General features: G+C 67.0%; 22 protein-coding genes. All 22 read left to right on the top strand.

Annotation, left to right across the window (positions count from 1 at the left end):
* Positions 1–147 precede the first annotated feature (147 nt).
* The 22 genes from argC to glmU all read left to right on the top strand — a co-directional run bounded on the left by argC (position 148) and on the right by glmU (position 21,218).
* Entirely contained in the window at positions 148–1,182 is a 1,035-nt protein-coding gene (gene argC / locus NFC98_RS17880) for an N-acetyl-gamma-glutamyl-phosphate reductase (protein WP_254276227.1), read from the top strand.
* 97 nt (positions 1,183–1,279) lie between these two features.
* The gene (gene erpA, locus NFC98_RS17875) at positions 1,280–1,633 is read left to right on the top strand and encodes an iron-sulfur cluster insertion protein ErpA (RefSeq protein WP_254276226.1); all 354 of its coding nucleotides are present in this window, start codon (positions 1,280–1,282) and stop codon (positions 1,631–1,633) included.
* 106 nt (positions 1,634–1,739) lie between these two features.
* Positions 1,740–2,528 carry a transporter substrate-binding domain-containing protein gene (locus NFC98_RS17870; protein WP_254276225.1) on the top strand — a complete coding sequence of 263 codons (789 nt, stop codon included), beginning with the start codon at positions 1,740–1,742 and terminating at the stop codon, positions 2,526–2,528.
* 106 nt (positions 2,529–2,634) lie between these two features.
* A complete protein-coding gene (locus tag NFC98_RS17865) occupies positions 2,635–3,306 on the top strand; it encodes an amino acid ABC transporter permease (protein ID WP_254276224.1) in 672 nt (223 codons plus the stop codon).
* Between the two features lie 14 nt (positions 3,307–3,320).
* The gene (locus tag NFC98_RS17860) at positions 3,321–4,088 is read left to right on the top strand and encodes an amino acid ABC transporter ATP-binding protein (RefSeq protein WP_302055084.1); all 768 of its coding nucleotides are present in this window, start codon (positions 3,321–3,323) and stop codon (positions 4,086–4,088) included.
* Between the two features lie 529 nt (positions 4,089–4,617).
* A complete protein-coding gene (mnmG, locus tag NFC98_RS17855) occupies positions 4,618–6,513 on the top strand; it encodes a tRNA uridine-5-carboxymethylaminomethyl(34) synthesis enzyme MnmG (RefSeq protein ID WP_254276223.1) in 1,896 nt (631 codons plus the stop codon).
* Positions 6,510–7,163: a 16S rRNA (guanine(527)-N(7))-methyltransferase RsmG gene (gene rsmG, locus NFC98_RS17850; protein ID WP_254276222.1), complete on the top strand. Its 654-nt coding sequence runs from the start codon at positions 6,510–6,512 to the stop codon at positions 7,161–7,163. Before mnmG ends, rsmG begins: the two co-directional genes overlap by 4 nt.
* A 60-nt stretch (positions 7,164–7,223) precedes the next feature.
* Complete coding sequence (locus NFC98_RS17845) at positions 7,224–7,994, top strand: ParA family protein (protein WP_183329908.1); 771 nt, start codon at positions 7,224–7,226, stop codon at positions 7,992–7,994.
* A 43-nt stretch (positions 7,995–8,037) separates the two neighbouring features.
* On the top strand, positions 8,038–8,952 hold the full coding sequence (locus NFC98_RS17840) for a ParB/RepB/Spo0J family partition protein (protein WP_254276221.1): 915 nt from the start codon (positions 8,038–8,040) through the stop codon (positions 8,950–8,952).
* Positions 8,953–9,096: 144 nt separating this feature from the next.
* The gene (locus NFC98_RS17835) at positions 9,097–9,537 is read left to right on the top strand and encodes an ATP synthase subunit I (protein ID WP_302055083.1); all 441 of its coding nucleotides are present in this window, start codon (positions 9,097–9,099) and stop codon (positions 9,535–9,537) included.
* A 17-nt stretch (positions 9,538–9,554) separates the two neighbouring features.
* A complete protein-coding gene (gene atpB / locus NFC98_RS17830) occupies positions 9,555–10,382 on the top strand; it encodes a F0F1 ATP synthase subunit A (protein WP_183329911.1) in 828 nt (275 codons plus the stop codon).
* Between the two features lie 72 nt (positions 10,383–10,454).
* On the top strand, positions 10,455–10,682 hold the full coding sequence (gene atpE, locus NFC98_RS17825; protein ID WP_089682691.1) for a F0F1 ATP synthase subunit C: 228 nt from the start codon (positions 10,455–10,457) through the stop codon (positions 10,680–10,682).
* Positions 10,683–10,754: 72 nt separating this feature from the next.
* Positions 10,755–11,225 (top strand): F0F1 ATP synthase subunit B, encoded by a 471-nt coding sequence (locus NFC98_RS17820; RefSeq protein WP_254276219.1) that lies wholly within the window; start codon positions 10,755–10,757, stop codon positions 11,223–11,225.
* An 11-nt stretch (positions 11,226–11,236) separates the two neighbouring features.
* Entirely contained in the window at positions 11,237–11,773 is a 537-nt protein-coding gene (locus tag NFC98_RS17815; protein ID WP_254276218.1) for a F0F1 ATP synthase subunit delta, read from the top strand.
* Positions 11,774–11,789: 16 nt separating this feature from the next.
* Positions 11,790–13,334, top strand: coding sequence for a F0F1 ATP synthase subunit alpha (atpA, locus tag NFC98_RS17810; RefSeq protein ID WP_254276217.1), 1,545 nt, complete (start codon positions 11,790–11,792; stop codon positions 13,332–13,334).
* A 68-nt stretch (positions 13,335–13,402) separates the two neighbouring features.
* Positions 13,403–14,284, top strand: coding sequence for a F0F1 ATP synthase subunit gamma (gene atpG, locus NFC98_RS17805; RefSeq protein ID WP_254276216.1), 882 nt, complete (start codon positions 13,403–13,405; stop codon positions 14,282–14,284).
* A 66-nt stretch (positions 14,285–14,350) separates the two neighbouring features.
* On the top strand, positions 14,351–15,727 hold the full coding sequence (atpD, locus tag NFC98_RS17800; RefSeq protein ID WP_254276215.1) for a F0F1 ATP synthase subunit beta: 1,377 nt from the start codon (positions 14,351–14,353) through the stop codon (positions 15,725–15,727).
* Positions 15,728–15,752: 25 nt separating this feature from the next.
* Positions 15,753–16,181, top strand: coding sequence for a F0F1 ATP synthase subunit epsilon (locus tag NFC98_RS17795; protein WP_254276214.1), 429 nt, complete (start codon positions 15,753–15,755; stop codon positions 16,179–16,181).
* Between the two features lie 155 nt (positions 16,182–16,336).
* Positions 16,337–17,710 carry a magnesium transporter gene (gene mgtE / locus NFC98_RS17790; RefSeq protein ID WP_254276213.1) on the top strand — a complete coding sequence of 458 codons (1,374 nt, stop codon included), beginning with the start codon at positions 16,337–16,339 and terminating at the stop codon, positions 17,708–17,710.
* Between the two features lie 141 nt (positions 17,711–17,851).
* Entirely contained in the window at positions 17,852–18,649 is a 798-nt protein-coding gene (locus tag NFC98_RS17785) for an undecaprenyl-diphosphate phosphatase (RefSeq protein ID WP_254276212.1), read from the top strand.
* 35 nt (positions 18,650–18,684) lie between these two features.
* Complete coding sequence (locus NFC98_RS17780) at positions 18,685–19,758, top strand: FAD:protein FMN transferase (protein WP_254276211.1); 1,074 nt, start codon at positions 18,685–18,687, stop codon at positions 19,756–19,758.
* Positions 19,759–19,853: 95 nt separating this feature from the next.
* Positions 19,854–21,218 (top strand): bifunctional UDP-N-acetylglucosamine diphosphorylase/glucosamine-1-phosphate N-acetyltransferase GlmU, encoded by a 1,365-nt coding sequence (gene glmU / locus NFC98_RS17775; RefSeq protein WP_254277876.1) that lies wholly within the window; start codon positions 19,854–19,856, stop codon positions 21,216–21,218.
* The last annotated feature ends 7 nt before the right edge of the window (positions 21,219–21,225 follow it).

The raw sequence follows: 21,225 nt of genomic DNA, 5'->3' as shown, positions 1-21,225 counted from the left end.
GACCTCCGCTTCGACCTGTCCCCGGCGCCCCTCGTCCCCCGGCAGGACTGCACAGCTTCCTGGAGCCTATGGGTCGGCCCCCGCCTTCTTGTGTATCATATTCGTCACAACCGAGCCCAGCCCGAGACCAGGCGGAAGGAGTGGAACGTGATCAAGGTCGGAATCGTCGGTGGCACCGGATACACCGGGGTCGAACTGCTCAGGCTGCTGGCCCAGCATCCCGAGGTGGAGGTGGAGGCCATCACCTCCCGCTCAGAGGCGGGCATGGGGGTCGCCGAGATGTACCCCAACCTGCGTGGCCACTATGACGACCTGGCGTTCAGCGAGCCGGATGCCGACCGCCTGGGCGCCTGCGACGCGGTCTTCTTCGCCACGCCCCATGGCGTGGCCCATGCCCTGGCCGGCGAGCTCCTCGAGCGCGGCACCCGGGTGATCGACCTCTCCGCGGACTTCCGCCTGCGCGACGCCGAGGAGTGGGCGGAGTGGTATGGCCAGCCCCACGGGGCGCCGGCGCTGCTCGGCGAGGCGGTCTACGGCCTGCCGGAAGTGAACCGCGACAGGATCCGCGAGGCCCGGCTGATCGCCGTGCCCGGCTGCTATCCCACCGCCGTCCAGCTCGGCCTGCTGCCGCTGCTCGAGGCCGGCCTTATCGATGCGGACCATGTCATCGCCGACTGCAAGTCAGGGGTCACCGGCGCCGGACGCGGCGCCAAGGTACCCTCGCTGCTGGCCGAGGCCAGCGAGTCGATGAAGGCCTATGGTGCCGCTGGCCACCGCCACCTGCCGGAGATCCGCCAGGGCCTGGGCGATGCGGCCGGCGGCCCGGTGGGGCTGACCTTCGTGCCCCACCTGACCCCGATGATCCGCGGCATCCATGCCACCCTCTACGGGCGGCTCACGGGCGAGCCGGGGGACCTGCAGGCGCTGTTCGAGCGGCGCTTCGCCGACGAGCCCTTCGTCGATGTCATGCCCGCCGGCAGCCACCCGGAGACCCGCAGCGTCAAGGGCGCCAACCTCTGCCGCATCGCCGTGCACCGCCCCGGCAACGGCGACACCGTGGTGGTGCTGGCGGTGATCGACAACCTGGTCAAGGGCGCCTCCGGCCAGGCGATCCAGAACCTCAACCTGATGTTCGGTTTCGCCGAGGACGCCGGCCTCGCCGCCCCGGCGCTGATGCCCTGATCCCACTCACCGTCTCCCCCGGCAAAAGTTGACCAATTTGCTGGGGATTGGGGATAATGACCGGTCGAATTGTCCATTTCCCTCAAGGGAGCTCTCCATGAGCGGTGCCGAATCCTTTGTTCCCACGCCCCTGCTGCTCTCCGACAGCGCCCGGACGCGGCTCCAGTCGCTGATCGAGGAGGAGGGCAACAGCCACCTCAAGCTGCGGGTCTACGTGACCGGCGGCGGCTGCTCGGGCTTCCAGTACGGCTTCGATTTCGCCGAGGAGGTCGCCGAGGATGACACCGTGATCGAGTTCGGCGAGGTGGCCCTGGTGGTCGATCCGCTCTCCTACCAGTACCTGGTCGGCTCCACGGTGGACTTCGAGGAGGGGCTCGCCGGCGCCCGCTTCCTGGTGCAGAACCCCAACGCCACCACCACCTGCGGCTGTGGCGCCTCCTTCATGGTGTGATCGCTTCCCGCGTAGCGCTGACAGCCCCGACTTGACGCTCTGGGGGATTCTCGCCAAGGTTGAAAAGGCGAATCCCATCAGAAAATACCCAAGAACGGGGAGTCTCATGAAAGCATCCACCTGCGCTTCACCGCGGCTGAAGCAATCCACGCTGGCCGCCGCCCTGGCACTCGGCCTTGGCATGTCCGCCTCGGCCAGCGCCCAGAATCCCACCGTCAATGTCGTCACCGACCCGAGCTTCGTGCCCTTCGAGATGATGGATCCCGAAACCGGCGAGATGATCGGCTTCGACATGGACATGATCAACGAACTCGCCGAGCGTGCCGGGTTCGAGATCAACCTGACTACCATGGAGTTCGCCGGCATCATCCCGGCCGTGCAGACCGGCAGCCAGGAGATCGCCATCGCCGGCGTGACCATCACCGAGGAGCGCGCCGAGATCGTCGACTTCTCGGATCCCTACTACGACTCCGGCCTGCGCATCATCGTGCGTGCCGACAACGACAGCGTCGAGACCCTCGAGGACCTCGAGGGCCTGTCCGTGGCCACCCGCATCGGCTCCACCAGCTACGACTTCCTCCAGGAGAACCTGGGCGACACGGCAGACATCACCCCCTACCCGGGCAACAGCGACATGTACATGGCGCTGCTCGGCCGCAACGTCGATGCCGCCTTCTACGATGCCCCCAACGTGGCCTACTTCTCCCAGACCCGCGGCGAAGGCCGCACCAAGGTGGTGGGGCCGCTCTACGAGGGGCAGCAGTACGGCATCGTCTTCCACAAGGGCAGCCAATGGGTCGAGCCGGTCAACGAGGCGCTCGCCGAGATGCGCGAGGACGGCACCTACGCCGAGCTCTATGAGAAGTGGTTCGGCGAGGCACCCGAGGAAGACTGAGTTCCCGATGTGCCCTGAACCTCCCGCCATGGCGGGATGACCAGCGGGGCCGGGCGGTATTGCCTCCCGGCCCCGCGTCGTTTCCAGCTATCCCGGAGAGACGCCCGTGGAAGTGACCTTTCAATTCGACTGGGCGGCCGCGTTCCGCTCGATTCCCCACCTGCTGCCGGGCATTCCCTGGACCCTGCTGATCTCCTTCGGCGGGCTGGCCATCGGGTTCGTCATCGGCATCGTCTTCGGCCTGATGCGGATCAGCCCGTCGCGCCTGCTGCGCCTGCCGGCCATCGTCTACATCGAGGTGTTCCGCGGCACCCCCATCCTGGTGCAGGTGCTGTTCATCTTCTATGGCCTGCCCCAACTGCTGGGCGGCCCCATCAACGCCCTGACCGCCGGCATCGCCGCCATCGCGGTCAACTCCGGCGCCTACATCTCCGAGGTGGTGCGCGGCGGGGTGCAGTCCATCGAGCGCGGCCAGCGCGAGGCCTCGCTGTCGCTGGGGCTCTCCCGCACCCAGGCCTTCCGCTACGTGATCTGGCCCCAGGCCTTCCGCCGCATGATCCCGCCGCTGGGCAACCAGGGGATCATCAGCATCAAGGACACCTCGCTGTTCTCGGTGATCGGCGTCGGCGAGCTGGTCCGCCAGGGGCAGATCTACATCGCCACCACCTTCACCGCCCTGGAGGTCTACTTCATGGTGGCGCTGATGTACCTGGCCATCACCTGGAGCCTGTCGCTGCTGCTGCGTCAGCTCGAGAAACGCGGCCTGGTCGGCCAATGAGGGGGAGCCCACGCATGACACAGAACGAGAACTCGACCGCTCCCATCGTTCGCATGGAGAAGGTCAACAAGCACTTCGGCAGCCTGCACGTGCTCCAGGACATCAACCTCGAGGTGGCCCCCGGGGAGGTGGTCGTAGTCATCGGTGCCAGCGGCTCCGGCAAGTCGACGCTGATCCGCTGCATCAACGGGCTGGAGGAGTTCCAGGACGGTCATATCGAGGTAGACGGCAACGAGCTCACCCCCCACGGCAAGAGCGGCAAGGCGCTGCAGAAGATCCGCACCGAGGTGGGCATGGTGTTCCAGCAGTTCAACCTCTTCCCGCACCTCAGCGTGCTCGACAACGTCATCCTGGCGCCCATGAAGGTGCGCGGCTGGAGCCGGGCCGACGCCGTGGAGACGGCCCAGCGGCTGCTGGAACGGGTCGGCATCAGCGACCAGGCCGCGAAGTACCCCAGCCAGCTCTCCGGCGGCCAGCAGCAGCGGGTAGCGCTGGCCAGGGCGCTGGCCATGGAGCCGCGGCTGATGCTCTTCGACGAGCCCACCTCGGCACTTGATCCGGAGATGATCGGCGAGGTGCTGGATGCCATGCGCGAGCTGGCGCGGGAGGGCATGACCATGATCATCGTCACCCACGAAATGGGCTTCGCCCGGGAGGTGGCCGACCGGGTCATCTACATCCACAAGGGGGAGATCGCCGAGGAGGCACCGCCCGAGAAGATCTTCGACAGCCCCGAGGACGAGCGCACCCGCAGCTTCCTCGCACGCGTCCTCAAGCACTGACCCCCGCTCGAACGCCGCCGCATCGGGCCCTGTCGACTGCGACAGGGCCTTTTTTGTGCCTGTGGACAAGAGATCGGCCCGATATCGCGATAATGCCCCAGGGCCCCCATGGCAGAGGCGTTGTGGACATCCAGGGGCGGTTGTTCACAGCCACGGGCACAAGCCTTGTAGCCGCCGGTGGACAAGCCGTGCAGCCTTCGCGCTGTGGACAGGTCGCGATTCCATCCACAGGCTCCGCCGTCTCCCTCCGCAGGCAGTCACCCGCTTGTCCTGGCTTTGGTCAACAATGCATCCTGTTGATAAATATAGGACTTAACCAGTTATCCACGGAAACTGTCCACACCAGTAGTAACAACTACAACAGAACTTCTCTCTTTATACTCTGTTTTAACTGATAGGGAACCGGGCGAGGTGGAGACCCGAAATCGGCATGTGGAAAACCCTGACGATTACCCACAGGGGGTTTATACTGGCGGGCTGATTTCACCCTGACCGCGAGACAGGCGCCCCGGCGCCAACGAGGTGCACCTTGGATTACCCCGACCGCTTTGACGTCATCGTCATCGGCGGTGGCCATGCGGGAACCGAAGCCGCCCTGGCCTCCGCCCGCATGGGCTGTCAGACCCTGCTGCTGACCCACAACATCGAGACCCTGGGCCAGATGTCCTGCAATCCCGCCATCGGCGGCATCGGCAAGAGCCACCTGGTCAAGGAGATCGATGCGCTGGGCGGTGCCATGGGCGTTGCCACCGACCTGGGTGGCATCCAGTTCCGCGTGCTCAATGCCCGCAAGGGGCCAGCGGTGAGGGCGACCCGGGCCCAGGCCGATCGCGTTCGCTACAAGGCAGCCATCCGCGGCATGCTGGAGAACCAGCCCAACCTGACGCTGTTCCAGCAGGCCGCCGGCGACCTGGTCGTCGAAGGCGACACGGTTCGCGGCGTGGTCACCGAGACCGGCATCCGCTTCCTCGGCGAGACCGTGGTGCTGTGCACCGGCACCTTCCTCGGCGGGGTGATCCACATCGGGCTCGACCAGAGCCGCGGGGGCCGTGCCGGCGACCCGCCCTCCAATCGCCTGGCCGAGCGCCTGCGGGCCCTGCCGTTTCGGGTCGATCGGCTCAAGACCGGCACTCCGCCGCGGCTGGATGCCCGGAGCCTCGACTTCTCGCTCCTCGAGGAGCAGCCCGGTGATACCCCGACCCCGGTGATGTCCTTCCTGGGCAACCGTGCGCAGCATCCCCGGCAGGTGAGCTGCCATATCGCCCACACCAACGAGCGCACCCACGAGATCATCCTCGCCAACCTCGACCGTTCGCCCATGTACTCTGGCGTGATCGAGGGGGTCGGTCCGCGATACTGCCCCTCCATCGAGGACAAGGTGCACCGCTTCGCCGACAAGGCGAGCCACCAGGTGTTCGTCGAGCCCGAGGGGCTGGACACCCACGAGCTCTACCCCAACGGCATCTCCACCTCGCTGCCCTTCGACGTGCAGCTGCAGGTGGTGCGCTCGATCAAGGGGCTGGAGAACGCCCACATCACCCGCCCCGGCTATGCCATTGAGTACGACTTCTTCGACCCGCGGGACCTGAAGCACTCGCTGGAGACGAAATTCATCCACAACCTGTTCTTCGCCGGGCAGATCAACGGCACCACCGGCTACGAGGAGGCCGGCGCCCAGGGACTGCTGGCCGGACTCAATGCCGCCCGTCGGGCCAAGGACCTGGAGGCCTGGTGCCCCCGTCGGGACGAGGCCTACCTGGGCGTGCTGGTGGACGACCTGATCACCCTGGGGACGAAGGAGCCCTACCGCATGTTCACCTCGCGGGCCGAGTACCGCCTGCTGCTGCGCGAGGACAATGCCGACCTGCGCCTCACCGAGGCCGGCCGCGAGCTGGGCCTGGTGGATGACACCCGCTGGGCCGCCTTCAGCGATAAGCGCGAGGCCATCGAGCGGGAGAGCGCCCGGCTCAGGGCCAGCTGGGTCCAGCCGGGCAGCGCGGCGGCGGCCTCCGTCGAGGAGAAGACCGGCAAGCCGCTGGCCCGGGAGTACAGCCTGATGGACCTGCTCAAGCGCCCGGAACTCGGCTATGGCGACCTGGCCGGCCTCATCGGCGAGCCGGTGGAGGACGAGGCGGTGGCCGAGCAGGTGCAGATCCAGGCCAAGTACCAGGGCTACATCGATCGCCAGCAGGACGAGATCGACCGGCTCAAGCGCCACGAGGCCATGCCGCTGCCCGAGGACCTGGACTACCGGCATGTCGAGGGGCTCTCCCACGAGATTCGCCAGAAGCTCGCCGAGGCTCGCCCCGAGACCCTGGCTCAGGCCTCGCGCATCTCCGGGGTCACCCCGGCGGCCGTCTCGATCCTGCTGATCCACCTCAAGAAGCGCCGCCTGCTCGATGACCAGAAGGCGGCCAGCGCATGACGGCAGTGGAGCCGGCCGTCGCCGCGCGTCTCGACCAGGGCCTCGAACGCCTCGCCATTCCCGTCGATGCCGAACAGCGCCGCCGCCTGCTGGCGCTGCTCGCGCTGTTGCACAAGTGGAACCGCGCCTATAACCTCACCGCGATACGGTCGCCCGAGGAGATGGTCTCCCGCCACCTGCTCGACAGCGCCGCCGTGCTGCCCCATATCGCCGGACCGACGCTGCTCGACGTGGGCGCGGGCCCGGGGCTGCCGGGACTGGTGCTGGCGATCCTCAGGCCGGAGGTGGCGGTCACCCTGCTCGACAGCAACGGCAAGAAGGTGCGCTTCCAGCGGCAGGCCGTGATGGAGCTGGGGCTGGCCAACGTCACCCCGGTGCAGGCCCGGGTCGAGGCGTTCTCGGGACAGTTCGACCAGGTCATCTCGCGCGCCTTCGCCAGCCTGGGTGACTTCGTCTCGCTGACGCTGCCCCTGGTGGCCCCCGGCGGACAGTGGCTGGCCATGAAGGGCCCGGCGGTGGAGGATGAGCTGGCCGGCGTGCCGGATGAGGTCGTGCCGGTGGCCCGACACACGCTGACGGTCCCCTACGATGTCGGCAGTCGGCTGCTGGTGATCCTGGAGCGCCAGGCTGACCCCCGGGCTCGCCCGTGAGATGTTCGCTCGTGGGGAGCACCGAATGACAATCCGTGTTTCCCAGCAAGGGAGTTGCCCGTGACCAAGATCATCGCCTTGACCAATCAGAAGGGGGGGGTCGGCAAGACCACCACCGCCGTCAATCTCGCCGCCAGCCTGGCGGCGCTGGATCGTCGCGTGCTGCTGGTCGACCTGGATCCCCAGGGCCATGCCACCATGGGCAGCGGGGTGGACAAGCACGAGCTCGAGGGCAGTGTGCTGGACGTGCTGCTGGGCGACCGGGCCGCCGCGGAGGTGATCCTCGACTGCCCCGAGGCGGGCTACACCCTGCTGCCCGGCAACGGCGACCTCACCGCTGCCGAGGTGGCGCTGCTGGATCGCGAGGCCGGTCGCGAGCGCTGCCTCGACCGTGCGCTCACCGATGTCGCCGGCGAGTACGACGTGGTGCTGATCGACTGCCCGCCCTCGCTCAACATGCTGACCGTCAACGGCCTCACCGCGGCCCATGGCGTGCTGATCCCGCTGCAGTGCGAGTTCTACGCGCTGGAGGGGCTCTCGGCGCTGCTCGACACCGTGGAACAGATCAAGGACAGCGTGAACCCCGACCTCGAGGTCTACGGCATCCTGCGTACCATGTTCGATGCCCGCAACAGCCTGACCCGCGACGTCACCAAGCAGCTGCGCGACTATTTCGGCGATACCCTGCTGAAGGCCACCATCCCGCGCAACGTGCGAGTGGCCGAGGCGCCGAGCCACGGCCTGCCGGTGACCAAGTACGCCCGCTTCTCGCGGGGCAGCCAGGCGCATCGGGTGCTGGCCAAGGAGCTGATCCGCCGACTGTCGCTGTAGGCCGGGTGGATCCTGCTGTAACCGCTGTGATGAGGGAATGTCGATGACGCGTAAACGCGCCCTGGGACGTGGACTGGATGCCCTGATCGGTGCCGGTGCCCGTCGCCGCGAGAGCCTGGACCTGCCCGAGATCGCCATCGAGGGGGACGAGGAGGCGCCGGTCGCGCAGGCCCCCGATGTCGGCGAACGCCTGGAGCGCCTGCCGCTGGGCCAGCTCTCCCGGGGCAAGTACCAGCCGCGCCGCGATATCCAGCCCGAGGCGCTGGAGGAGCTGGCCGACTCGATCCGTGCCCAGGGGGTGATGCAGCCCATCGTGGTGCGCCCCAGCGGCGAGGACCGCTACGAGATTATCGCCGGGGAGCGGCGCTGGCGTGCCGCCCAGCTGGCCGAGCTGGACACCATCCCGGCGGTGATCCGCGAGGTCAGCGACGAGGTGGCCCTGGCCCTGGCGCTGATCGAGAACATCCAGCGCGAGAACCTCAACCCGGTGGAGGAGGCGCTGGCGCTCAAGCGGCTGCTGGAGGAGTTCGCGCTCACCCAGCAGCAGGTGGCCGACGCGGTGGGCAAGTCCCGCGCCCAGGTCGCCAACCTGCTGCGCCTGCTGGCGCTGGACCCCGAGGTGCAGACCCTGCTCGAGCGCGGCGACCTGGACATGGGCCACGCCCGGGCGCTGCTGGCGCTCTCCGGGGCGAAGCAGCGCCGCGCGGCCCACGAGGTGGTCAACAAGGACCTCACCGTCCGCGACACCGAGGCGCTGGTCAAGCGCCTCGCCGCGGGGGAGCCGAAGAAGGCCGAGAAGGCGGCGCCCAGCCCCGACGTGGCCCGCCTGGAGACCCGTCTGGGCGAGCTGCTCGGCGCCCCGGTGAAGATCCAGCACGGACGTGGTGGCAAGGGTCGCCTGACCATCCGCTATGCCAGTCTCGACGAGCTGGACGGCATCCTCGAGCACATCCAGTGACGCTGCGCGGCTCCGCGACCTGTCGACAATCTCTGCACCTTTGGTCGAAATGTGACCGTCGCAGGGGGCAAATAGGCGTGACGTCGGTTGAAGGCCCGGGGGGGCTTCCCTATAATCCGCGGTGGTTTGCCTGCGCCCTCCGGGATGCAGCGGGGCGGTTCGACTGACGTGGGCAGCGGGATCGGCAACCGACGCGGAACCTCGCCCGCCCGGCGACGCCCACCCCTTCGGCGCCTGCTGGCGCTACAGGGAGCCATGGTGCTGGCGGTGACCCTGCTGGCGGCGGTGGCGGCCGGACCTGCCTCCCTGCTGTCGGCCCTGACCGGAGGGCTGGTCTGCCTGATTCCCCAGGCCTATTTCGTCTGGCGGCTCGGCGGCGTTCGTGGTGGCAGGCGTGCCAGGCAGTATGTGGCGAATTTTTACCGCGCGGAGGCGGGAAAGTTCGGTTTGACGGTGGCACTGTTCGTGATGGTGTTCGTCACAGTACCCCCCTCAAACCCGATTTTTTTCTTCAGCGCATATGTGGCGGCTCAACTCATGCACTGGCTGGCTCCCTGGCTGCTGCGTGAACGGCCGACCCCCTGAACCGAGGTAAGCACCGCATGGCAGCAGGCAATGAAGTCACGGCGACGTATTACATACAGCACCACCTCCAGAACCTGACCTTCGGCTATCACCCGCAGAACGGCTGGTCCCTGGCCAGCACGTCCGCCGAGGCCACCGAGATGGGCTTCTGGGCGATCCACCTGGATACCATGGGCTGGTCCATCGCCATGGGGGCGCTGTTCATCTGGCTGTTCCGCAAGGCCGGGCGCATGGCCACCACCGGTGTGCCGGGCGGGTTGCAGAACGCCGTCGAGATGGTCGTCGAGTTCATCGAGAACCTCACCCGCTCCGCCTTCCACGGCAGGAATCCGGTCATCGCCCCGCTGGCGCTGACGCTGTTCATGTGGATCCTGCTGATGAACACCCTCAAGATCATTCCGGTGGACTACTTCCCCGAGCTCTTCGCGCGCCTGGGCGTCGAGTACATGAAGATCGTCCCGACCACCGATCCCAACGCCACCCTGGGCATGGCCCTGGGCGTGTTCTTCCTGATCATCTACTACAGCATCAAGGTCAAGGGGGCCGGCGGCTTCGCCAAGGAGCTCTCGCTGACGCCCTTCAACCACTGGGCGCTGATCCCCTTCAACCTGGTTCTCGAGGTCATCGGCCTGCTGGTCAAGCCGCTGGGCCTCGGTCTGCGACTCTTCGGCAACATGTTCGCCGGTGAGGTCATCTTCATCCTGATCGCCCTGCTGCCCTTCTGGGCCATCTGGCTGCTGGACGTGCCGTGGGCAATCTTCCACATCCTCGTCGTGACTCTGCAGGCCTTCATCTTCACGGTGCTCTCCATCGTGTACCTGAGCGCCGCGCACGAGCACCACTGAGAACCGAGCAACGCTTGCAACTCCATTAACCCGTAACCCCTTGAACCAAAACTTGAAATCAGGAGTACTATCATGGAAATGGTCTACATTGCTGCTGCCATCATCATCGGTCTGGGCGCTCTGGCTACCGGTATCGGCTTCGCCCTGCTGGGCGGCAAGCTGCTCGAGTCCACCGCTCGCCAGCCGGAGCTGGGTGACCAGCTGCAGACCAAGACCTTCATCATGGCCGGCCTGCTCGACGCCGTGCCGATGATCGGTGTCGGTATCGCGATGTACCTGATCTTCGTCGTCGCCGGTTAATGACAGCACCGAGCGCAACGCGCTCGGTTTGCTTGTTTCCGGTCGCCACGAATCAGTCAGAGGTACATCCCTGTGAATATCAACATGACGCTTATCGGGCAGACGATCGCCTTCGCGATCTTTGTCTGGTTTTGCATAAAGTATGTGTGGCCTCCGATCAGCAACGCGCTCCACGAGCGTCAGAAGAAGATCGCCGATGGCCTCGATGCGGCCAGCCGTGCCTCTCGTGACCTCGAGCTCGCCCAGGAGAAGGCGGAAGCCACCCTGCGCGACAGCAAGGATCAGGCCTCCCAGATCCTCGAGCAGGCCCACAAGCGTTCTTCCCAGATGATCGAGGAAGCCCGCGAGCAGGCCCGCGCCGAAGGCGAGCGTCTTGTCGCCAGCGCCCGTGCCGAGATCGAGCAGGAAATCAATCGCGCCAAGGACGAGCTGCGCGCCCAGGTGTCCACCCTGGCGGTCACCGGTGCCGAGCGTGTCCTGGAAGCCTCCATCGACGAGAAGGCCCATCGCAAGCTGCTTGACAAGCTTGCTGCCGAACTGTGAGGAGGTGATCCATGGCGGAAACGTCAACCGTCGCTCGACCCTACGCCAAGGCGGCATTCGAGTACGCACGCGATCACAAGGCGCTGGATGCCTGGTCGGAGTGGCTGGGCAAGGTCGGCATGGTCGTGGCCAGCCAGGACGTGCAGAAGCTGCTCTCCAGCCCCAAGCTTGACGACGAGCGCAAGGTGGCTGTGGTGCTCGAGGTGGCGGACGCCAGCGTCGATGACGCGGCGCGCCGCTTCCTCGATACGCTGAGCGACAAGGGTCGCCTGGCGGCCCTGCCGGCCATCGCCGAACAGTTCGAGCGGCTGCGCGCCGAGCATGAGAAGCGTGTCGACGTCACCGTGGTCTCGGCCTTTGAACTCGACGACAAGCAGCAGCAGAAGCTCGCCGGCGCGCTGAAGAAGCGCCTCAATCGCGAAATCTCCATTACCACTCAGGTGGACCCGACGCTTCTCGGCGGTGTCATCCTGCGTGCCGGCGACACCGTCATCGACGGGTCGGTACGCGGTCGATTGAACCGCCTCTCCGAAGCCCTTTCCGCCTGAGTCTGAGGGACATGGCATGCAGCAACTGAATCCTTCCGAGATCAGCGACATCATCAAGCAGCGGATCGAGAAGCTTGATGTCGCATCCGAAGCCCGTAACCAGGGCACCATCGTCAGCGTCTCCGACGGCATCGTGAAGATTCACGGCCTCGAGGAGGCGATGTTCGGTGAGATGATCGAATTTCCCGGCAGCATCTTCGGCATGGTGCTCAACCTCGAGCGCGACTCCGTGGGTGCCGTGGTGCTGGGCGACTACCTGCAGCTCGAAGAGGGCATGACCGCCCAGTGTACCGGTCGTATCCTCGAGGTGCCGGTGGGCCCCGAGCTCAAGGGCCGCGTGGTGGATGCCCTGGGCAACCCCATCGACGGCAAGGGCGATATCAACGCCAAGCTCACCGATGCGGTGGAAAAGGTCGCCCCGGGCGTCATCACCCGCCAGTCGGTCGACCAGCCGATCCAGACCGGCTTCAAGTCCATCGACGCCATGGTGCCGATCGGTCGTGGCCAGCGCGAGCTGATCATCGGCGACCGCCAGATCGGCAAGTCGGCCATCGCCATCGACGCCATCATCAACCAGAAGGGCAAGGGCGTCACCTGTGTCTATGTCGCCATTGGCCAGAAGCAGTCCACCATCGCCAACGTGGTGCGCAAGCTGGAAGAGCATGGTGCCATGGAGCACACCATCGTGGTTGCCGCCGGCGCTGCCGATCCGGCCCCGATGCAGTTCCTGGCGCCCTATGCCGGCTGCACCATGGGCGAGTACTTCCGCGACCGCGGTGAAGATGCCCTGATCGTCTACGACGACCTGACCAAGCAGGCCTGGGCCTATCGCCAGGTCTCCCTGCTGCTGCGTCGTCCGCCGGGCCGTGAAGCCTATCCGGGTGACGTCTTCTACCTCCACTCCCGCCTGCTGGAGCGTGCGGCACGGGTCAACGTGGATTACGTCGAGAAGTTCACCAACGGCGAAGTGAAGGGCAAGACCGGCTCGCTGACCGCGCTGCCGATCATCGAGACCCAGGGCGGCGACGTCTCGGCCTTCGTGCCGACCAACGTGATCTCCATCACCGACGGTCAGATCTTCCTGGAGACCGACCTGTTCAACTCGGGGATCCGTCCGGCCATCAACGCCGGCCTGTCGGTCTCCCGTGTCGGCGGCTCGGCCCAGACCAAGATCATCAAGAAGCTTGGCGGCGGCGTGCGCCTGGCGCTCGCCCAGTACCGCGAGCTGGCGGCCTTCTCCCAGTTCGCCTCCGACCTGGACGAGTCCACCCGCAAGCAGCTGGAGCATGGCCAGCGCGTCACCGAGCTGATGAAACAGAAGCAGTACTCGCCGCTGTCCGTGGCCGAGATGGGGCTGTCTCTGTATGCCGCCAACGAGGGCCATCTGGATGACGTCGACGTCAGCAAGGTGCTGGACTTCGAGCGTGCCCTGCACGACTTCATGAAGTCCGAGTACGCCGAGCTGCTCGACAAGATCAACCAGTCCGGCGACTACAACGACGAGATCCAGCAAGGGCTGAAAGAGGGTCTCGAGAAGTTCAAGGCCACTCAGAGCTGGTAAGCCTGGAGGCCCGCCCGCCGAGGGCGGGCCCGGGAACTGTCTGAGGGCCACGAACGGAGTAGATCGCTATGGCAGCTGCAAAAGAGATTCGCACCCAGATCGGGAGCATCAAGAACACGCAGAAGATCACCAGCGCCATGGAAATGGTCGCTGCGTCGAAGATGCGCCGGGCACAGGACCTGATGAAGGCCAGCCAGCCCTATGCGCGTCAGATCCGCAACGTCGTTGCCCATATCGCCGATGCCAACCCCGAGTACAAGCACGATTACATGGTCGATCGTGACGTCAAGCGGGTGGGCTATATCGTGGTCTCCACCGACCGCGGCCTGTGCGGTGGCCTGAACGTGAACCTGTTCAAGGCCGTGCTCAAGGACGCGATGGTGCGTCGCGACGAGGGCGCCGAGCTGGACTTCTGTGCCCTGGGCTCCAAGGCCGGCGGCTTCTTCAAGAGCTACGGGGGCAACCTCGTGGCGGCGAAGAGCGGCCTGGGCGAGGCGCCCGAGGTCGAGGACCTGATCGGTAGCGTGAAAGTCATGCTGGATGCGTATGACGAGGGCCGTCTGGACCGCCTCTACGTGGTGTACAACGAGTTCGTCAACACCATGACCCAGAAGCCGGTGGTCCGTCAGCTTCTGCCCCTGTCTCCGGACATGGGCCTCGATGCGCATGACGAGGAAAACAAGCGTCCCGGTAGCTGGGACTACCTGTATGAGCCGGATGCCAAGGCGCTTCTGGATAGCCTGCTGGTTCGTTTCATCGAATCCCAGGTGTACCAGGCGGTGGTCGAGAACGCGGCCTGCGAACAGGCTGCGCGGATGATCGCCATGAAGAATGCCACCGACAACGCCGGCGGCCTGATCGACGACCTGGAGATGATCTACAACAAGGCTCGCCAGGCCGCCATCACCCAGGAGATCTCCGAGATCGTCGGGGGCGCCGCCGCCGTATAGCGCCGGGGAGGGCGCGGCCCTCCCGGCACACAGGCTTCATTTGCAGGTATTTGAGAGGATCGCAAGATGAGCGGACGTATCGTACAAATCATCGGCGCGGTGATTGACGTAGAGTTTCCGCGGGACGACGTTCCCAAGGTCTACGACGCGCTGAACGTCTCGAATGTCGAGACTGTGCTCGAGGTCCAGCAGCAGCTGGGCGACGGCGTGGTGCGCACCATCGCCATGGGCTCCACCGAGGGCCTGAAGCGCGGCATGGAAGTGGTCAACACCGGTGCCGCCATCTCCGTGCCGGTGGGCAAGGAGACCCTGGGTCGCATCATGGACGTGCTGGGTCGGCCCATCGATGAGGCCGGCGACATCGGCGAGCAGGAGCGCATGCCGATCCACCGCAAGGCGCCGAGCTATGCGGAGCAGGCGGCGTCCAACGAGCTGCTCGAGACCGGCATCAAGGTCATCGACCTGGTCTGCCCGTTCGCCAAGGGCGGCAAGGTTGGCCTGTTCGGCGGCGCCGGCGTGGGCAAGACCGTCAACATGATGGAGCTGATCCGCAACATCGCCACCGAGCACAGTGGCTACTCGGTGTTTGCGGGCGTGGGCGAGCGGACCCGTGAGGGTAACGACTTCTACCACGAGATGACCGAATCCAACGTTATCGACAAGGTATCGCTGGTCTACGGTCAGATGAACGAGCCGCCCGGCAACCGCCTGCGCGTAGCCCTGACCGGCCTGACCATCGCCGAGAAGTTCCGCGATGAGGGTCGCGACGTGCTGCTGTTCGTCGACAACATCTACCGCTACACCCTGGCCGGTACCGAGGTGTCCGCACTGCTGGGCCGCATGCCTTCCGCGGTGGGTTACCAGCCGACCCTGGCCGAGGAGATGGGTGTGCTCCAGGAGCGCATCACCTCCACCAAGACCGGCTCGATCACCTCCGTGCAGGCCGTCTACGTGCCCGCGGATGACCTGACCGACCCGTCTCCGGCGACCACCTTCTCGCACCTGGACGCCACCGTGGTACTGGCGCGCTCCATCGCCGAGCTGGGCATCTACCCGGCCATCGACCCGCTGGACTCCACCTCGCGTCAGCTGGATCCGCTGGTCGTCGGCGAGGAGCACTACGACACCGCTCGCGGCGTCCAGAACGTGCTGCAGCGCTACAAGGAGCTCAAGGACATCATCGCGATCCTGGGCATGGACGAGCTGTCCGACGAGGACAAGCTGGCCGTGTCCCGGGCGCGGAAGATCCAGCGCTTCCTGTCGCAGCCGTTCTTCGTGGCCGAGGTGTTCACCGGGTCGCCCGGCAAGTACGTGTCCCTCAAGGACACCATCCGCGGCTTCCAGGGCATCCTCAACGGCGAGTATGACGAGCTGCCGGAACAGGCCTTCTACATGGTCGGCACCATCGACGAGGCCGTCGAGAAAGCCAACCAGATGAAGTAAGGCTTTCCACCAGGGGGACTTCGCTATGGCGAACAGCTTCAAGTGCAACATCGTGAGCGCCGAGGCGTCGGTCTTTTCCGGCGAGGTCGAGCAGGTTATCGCCGCCGGCATGATGGGCGACCTGGGCATCCTCCCGGGGCATGCTCCGCTGCTGACCGAGCTCCAGCCTGGCCCGATCCGCGTGATCCACGACGGTGGGCGTGAGGAGAACTACTATGTCTCGGGCGGCTTCCTGGAAGTGCAGCCCGACGTGGTGACCATCCTCGCCGATGCCGCATCGCGCGCCAGGGACCTGGACGAGGCCTCCGCCGAGGAGGCCCGACAGCATGCGCTGAAGGCGTTCAACGACAAGTCCGCGGAACTGGATTACACCCGTGCCGCGGCCGAGCTCGCCGAAGCCGTGGCGCAGCTGCGTACCATCCAGCAGCTGCGCAAGAAGGCCGGCAAGGGCTGAGACCGCCCTTCGCCGTGCCACGACGCCCCCCGCCCCCTGTCGCTAGCCAGGGGTCGGGGGGCGTTTTCTTCTCTGCTATCATCGAACCGGTCACGCCCTGACCACCCCTTTCTCCCATCTCGGCGCGCTTCGCCTCGCGGCGTCAGGAGGATGCCATGTCGCTGAACGAGACCCTGCAGGAACACAAGGACACGCTGCTGGCGGCGCTGGCCGATGCGCATCACGAGCGCCTCGGCGAGCTGCTCCCCGAGCTGCGGTCGGCGGACATCGCCGAGATCCTCGAGGAGATCCTCGAGGAGGACGACGACCTGCCGATCGCCCAGGCCCTGCTGGAGTGCCTGCCGCTGGAGCGGCGGGCCAACGTGCTGGGTTACCTGCCGGGGGAGGAGCAGCTCGAGATCACCGAGGCGATGCCCGACGAGGCGCTGCTGCTGCTGCTCGAGGAGATGGGCTCCGACGAGCGTACCGACCTGTTCAAGGTACTGGACGAGGATCGTCGCGAGGCGCTGCTGCGGCGCATGGCGCGCCAGGAGCGCGAGGACCTCAAGCGCCTGGCCAGCTACGAGGAGGGGACCGCCGGGGCGATCATGACCTCGGACTACGTGGCGATCCCCAGCGGCATGACCGTCTCCCAGGCGATGATGCGGGTGCGCCAGACGGCACCGGATGCCGAGACCGTCTACCAGCTCTACATCATCGACGCCGAGGGGCGCCTGGCCGGCACCCTGTCGCTGCGCCAGCTGATGGTGGCGCGCCCGGGGGCGAAAGTCGACGACATCATGATCAAGGACGTGATCAGCATGGTCGTCGATGCGGAGCAGGAGGAGGTGGCCCGGATCGTGGCCCGCTACGACCTGCTGGCGCTGCCGGTGGTGGATGCCGACGAGCGCTTGATCGGCATCGTCACCCACGACGACGCCATGGACGTGGCCGAGGAGGAGGCCACCGAGGACTTCCACAAGGGCATGTCCATCGGCCAGCTGGAGGATGGCGTCAGCCGGGTGCCGCTGTGGAGCCTCTACCGCAAGCGGGTGACCTGGCTGGTGCTGCTGGTGTTCGCCAACCTCTTCTCCGGGGCCGGTATCGCCTACTTCGAGGAGACCATCGCCGCCCAGGTGGCGCTGGTGTTCTTCCTGCCGCTGCTGATCGGCAGCGGCGGCAACGCCGGCGCCCAGGCCGCTACCCTGATGGTGCGCGGCATGGCCACCGGCGACGTCGGGGTCAAGGACTGGGGCACGCTCCTGGGCCGCGAGCTGCTGGTGGCCGGCTCCCTGGGCCTGACCATGGCCCTGGCCGTGGCGCCCATCGGGGTGATGCGCGGCGGCGAGGCGGTGGCCATGGTGGTGGCCATGAGCATGGTGACCATCGTGCTGTTCGGCAGCCTGCTGGGCATGTGCCTGCCCTTCCTGCTCGACCGCCTGGGCTGGGACCCGGCCACCGCCTCGGCGCCGCTGGTGACCACCCTGATCGACGCCTCGGGGGTGCTGATCTACTTCAGCATCGCCACGGCGATCCTGACCGGGGTCTGATTGACGGGTCTCGCTCGTGCCGGGCAGCGGCCACCGTTCGGTGGCCCTGTCGTCGGGGCGGACAAGGCCATGGGGGATGTGTATGCTCTGCGCGTCGCCTGCGCGGAGCATGCGTCTCCACACTCTTGACGGGAAGCCCCCATGGATTGGCTACAGGTCGTCGTACTCTCCATCGTCCAGGGACTGACGGAGTTCCTGCCCATCTCCAGCTCCGCCCACCTGATCCTGGTGCCGGTGCTCACGCCCTGGAACGACCAGGGGCTGGCCTTCGACGTGGCGCTGCATATCGGCAGCCTGTCGGCGGTGGTGCTCTACTTCCGCCAGGAGCTTGTGCGCATGGCCGTGAGCTGGGCCGGCTCCCTGCGCGGCGCTGGCATGGACGACGATGCCAGGCTGGCGTGGGGCGTGCTGCTGGCGACCCTGCCGGTCTGCGTGTTCGGGCTGGCCTTTCGCGACGCCATCGAGGTGGGCATGCGCTCGCCGCTGATCATCGCCGGCGGCCTGATCGGCTTCGGGCTGGTGCTGGGCTATGCGGACTGGCGCCATCGCGTCGGGCGCAGCGAGTACCAGCTGCGCCTTCGCGACGTGGTGCTGATCGGCCTGGCCCAGGCCCTGGCGCTGATCCCCGGCACCTCGCGCTCCGGCATCACCATCACCGCGGCGCTGCTGCTGGGCATGAGCCGGGAGGGCGCGGCGCGCTTCTCCTTCCTGCTGTCGATCCCGGTGATCGTGCTGGCCGGTGGCCTCGAGGTCATCGGCCTGGTTCAGGAGGCCGCGACGGTCGACTGGTCCGCCGTCGTGGTGGGGACCCTGCTCTCCGGCGTCAGCGCCTATCTCTGCATCCACTACTTCCTGGTCGTCATCAAGCGCGTCGGCATGCAGCCCTTCGTGGTCTACCGCCTGCTGCTCGGCGCCTGGCTGCTGTGGCTGTTCTGGTAGCCGCCGCCATCAACCGTCACGGAGTGCCTGTCATCATGAAGTCCCTGCGTCTCGTTGCCCTGCCGCTCCTCCTGGGGCTCTCGCTGCTGCTGGCCGGCTGCTCGGAGAGCGACCGCCCCCTCGACTCCCCGGTGCGCCTGGAGGGGGCGATCTTCGGCAGCTTCTACCAGGTGACCCTCGCCGACCCGCTGACCCAGGGGCAGGCCCTGGCGCTGGAGGAGGGGATCCTCGAGGTGCTCGAGGCCGTCGATGCCGGCATGTCGATCTACCGCGAGGACTCCGAGCTCTCGGCCTTCAACCAGGCACCGGTCGGCGAGTGGCAGCCGCTCTCCGACGAGCTGATCGAGGTGCTGGCCATCAGCCAGGCGGTGGCCGAGGCCAGCGACGGTGCCTTCGACACCACCATCGGCGCCCTGGTCAACCTGTGGAGCTTCGGCGCCGAGGCGCGGCCCCGGGAGGTGCCGGATGACGCGACCCTCGAGGCCCGCCTGGCCCAGGTCGGCTTCGATGCGGTGGAGGTCGACCCGGACGCCCTGCAGGCGCGACGGCTGCGCGACCTGCACGTCGACCTGGGCGGCGTGGCCAAGGGGCATGCCACCGACCGGGTGGGGGAGTTCCTGGAGGGCGAGGGGATCGAGCACTACCTGGTCAACCTGGGAGGCGACCTGCGGGTGCGGGGCTACCGGGACGCCGAGCAGGCACCCTGGCGGATCGGCATCGAGGCACCGCTGGAGGATCGCCAGGAGGCCCGCCACGTGGTGCCGCTGCACGACATCACGGTGGCCACCTCCGGCGACTATCGCAACTACTTCGAGCAGGATGGCCGGCGCTTCTCCCACACCCTCGACCCGCGCACCGGGCGACCCATCACCCATCGGCTGGCCTCGGTGACGGTGGCCCACCCCTCCAACGCCTGGGCGGATGCCTGGGCCACGGCGCTGATGGTGCTCGGCGAGGAGGCGGGCATGGCCCTGGCCCGCGAGCAGGAGCTCAGCGTGCTGATGATCGTGCGCGAGGAGGAGGGCGCCTGGAGCAGCCGCGTCAGCCCCGCCTTCGTCGAACGGTTCGGCGAGGCGCTGGTGGCGGAGCTGGGCCTGGAGGTCCAGTGAGACGACGGGGCTCGGTGCCGGCGGCTCGATGAATGGAGTGACGGCCCCGCACCCCCTAGAATGATGTGATCGACGATGATGGACAAGGAGTCATGATGACGCTGGACGTGGTGATTCTCGCGGCGGGCCAGGGGACCCGGATGCGTTCGACCCTCCCCAAGGTGCTGCACCGCCTGGCCGGCAAGCCCATGGTGCGCCATGTGATCGATACCGCCCGCGGCCTCGCCGCCGAGCGGACCCACGTGGTGGTCGGCCACGGCGCCGAGAAGGTGCGCGAGGCCCTGGCCGACTGCGAGGTGCGCTTCGCGCTCCAGGCCGAGCAGAAGGGCACCGGCCACGCGGTGGCCCAGGCCCTGGAGGGGCTGGGCGACGGCAAGGTGCTGGTGCTCTACGGCGACGTGCCGCTGACACGCCGCGAGACCCTGGCGACGCTGCTCGAGGGGGTCGACGACGACCACCTGGGGCTGCTGACCGTGACCCTGGAGGATCCCACCGGCTACGGGCGCATCCTGCGCAACGCCGCGGGCGAGGCGGTGGCGATCGTCGAGCACAAGGATGCCTCCGAGACCGAGCGCGCGGTGCGCGAGTGCAACACCGGCATCATGGCCATGACCGCCGCCCAGCTCCGCCGCTGGCTGCCGCGCCTCTCCGCCGACAACGCCCAGGGCGAGTACTACCTCACCGACATCATCGCGATGGCCGCCGCCGAGGGGGTTAAGATCGCCACCGTCCAGCCGGCCAACGCGCTTGAGGTCGAGGGGGTCAACAATCGCCTGCAGATGGCGCGGCTCGAGCGGGCCCACCAGCGGACCCAGGCCGAGCGGCTGATGACCGATGGGGTGGCGCTGCTCGACCCGGCGCGGATCGATGTCCGCGGCACCCTGACCTGCGGCCACGATGTGGAGATCGATGTGGGCTGCGTCTTCGAGGGGGACGTGGAACTCGGCGAAGGGGTACGCATCGGCCCCCACTGCGTGATCCGTGACAGCCATATCGGTGCCGAGGCGGTGGTCGAGGCGCACAGCGTGATCGAGGGTGCCGTGGCGGCCGGCCGCAACCGCATCGGTCCCTTCGCCCGGCTGCGCCCCGGGACTCGCCTGGCGGTGGGTGCCAAGGTGGGCAACTTCGTCGAGACCAAGAACGTCGAGGTGGGCGAGGGCAGCAAGATCAACCACCTGAGCTATGTGGGCGATGCCCGGCTGGGCCGCGACGTCAACGTCGGGGCGGGCACCATCACCTGCAACTACGACGGCGCCAACAAGCACCGTACCGAGATCGGCGACGATGCCTTCATCGGCTCCAACAGCGCCCTGGTGGCCCCGGTCAGCGTCGGTCGGGGCGCCACCGTGGGGGCGGGCTCCACCATCAGCAAGGACGTGGCGGACAATGCCCTGGCGGTGTCGCGGGGACGACAGATCAGCAAGCCCGACTGGCCGCGGCCCGGCAAGCAGGACGACTGAGGAGAGA

The sequence above is a fragment of the Halomonas sp. 3H genome (genome assembly GCF_024206005.1).
In the GTDB taxonomy this organism is placed as follows: domain Bacteria; phylum Pseudomonadota; class Gammaproteobacteria; order Pseudomonadales; family Halomonadaceae; genus Halomonas; species Halomonas campaniensis.
The sequence above is the reverse complement of the archived record's forward strand: the minus strand, read 5'-3'. Positions and strand labels throughout refer to the sequence as shown.

What these genes read in the sequence shown, in the direction of transcription:
- erpA (WP_254276226.1), top strand. Translation starts at nt 1,280, where the DNA reads ATGAGCGGTGCCGAATCCTTTGTTCCCACGCCCCTGCTGCTCTCCGAC.
- NFC98_RS17870 (WP_254276225.1), top strand. Translation starts at nt 1,740, where the DNA reads ATGAAAGCATCCACCTGCGCTTCACCGCGGCTGAAGCAATCCACGCTG.
- NFC98_RS17860 (WP_302055084.1), top strand. Translation starts at nt 3,321, where the DNA reads ATGACACAGAACGAGAACTCGACCGCTCCCATCGTTCGCATGGAGAAG.
- rsmG (WP_254276222.1), top strand. Translation starts at nt 6,510, where the DNA reads ATGACGGCAGTGGAGCCGGCCGTCGCCGCGCGTCTCGACCAGGGCCTC.
- NFC98_RS17840 (WP_254276221.1), top strand. Translation starts at nt 8,038, where the DNA reads ATGACGCGTAAACGCGCCCTGGGACGTGGACTGGATGCCCTGATCGGT.
- NFC98_RS17835 (WP_302055083.1), top strand. Translation starts at nt 9,097, where the DNA reads ATGCAGCGGGGCGGTTCGACTGACGTGGGCAGCGGGATCGGCAACCGA.
- atpB (WP_183329911.1), top strand. Translation starts at nt 9,555, where the DNA reads ATGGCAGCAGGCAATGAAGTCACGGCGACGTATTACATACAGCACCAC.
- atpE (WP_089682691.1), top strand. Translation starts at nt 10,455, where the DNA reads ATGGAAATGGTCTACATTGCTGCTGCCATCATCATCGGTCTGGGCGCT.
- NFC98_RS17815 (WP_254276218.1), top strand. Translation starts at nt 11,237, where the DNA reads ATGGCGGAAACGTCAACCGTCGCTCGACCCTACGCCAAGGCGGCATTC.
- atpA (WP_254276217.1), top strand. Translation starts at nt 11,790, where the DNA reads ATGCAGCAACTGAATCCTTCCGAGATCAGCGACATCATCAAGCAGCGG.
- atpG (WP_254276216.1), top strand. Translation starts at nt 13,403, where the DNA reads ATGGCAGCTGCAAAAGAGATTCGCACCCAGATCGGGAGCATCAAGAAC.
- atpD (WP_254276215.1), top strand. Translation starts at nt 14,351, where the DNA reads ATGAGCGGACGTATCGTACAAATCATCGGCGCGGTGATTGACGTAGAG.
- NFC98_RS17795 (WP_254276214.1), top strand. Translation starts at nt 15,753, where the DNA reads ATGGCGAACAGCTTCAAGTGCAACATCGTGAGCGCCGAGGCGTCGGTC.
- mgtE (WP_254276213.1), top strand. Translation starts at nt 16,337, where the DNA reads ATGTCGCTGAACGAGACCCTGCAGGAACACAAGGACACGCTGCTGGCG.
- NFC98_RS17785 (WP_254276212.1), top strand. Translation starts at nt 17,852, where the DNA reads ATGGATTGGCTACAGGTCGTCGTACTCTCCATCGTCCAGGGACTGACG.
- NFC98_RS17780 (WP_254276211.1), top strand. Translation starts at nt 18,685, where the DNA reads ATGAAGTCCCTGCGTCTCGTTGCCCTGCCGCTCCTCCTGGGGCTCTCG.
- glmU (WP_254277876.1), top strand. Translation starts at nt 19,854, where the DNA reads ATGACGCTGGACGTGGTGATTCTCGCGGCGGGCCAGGGGACCCGGATG.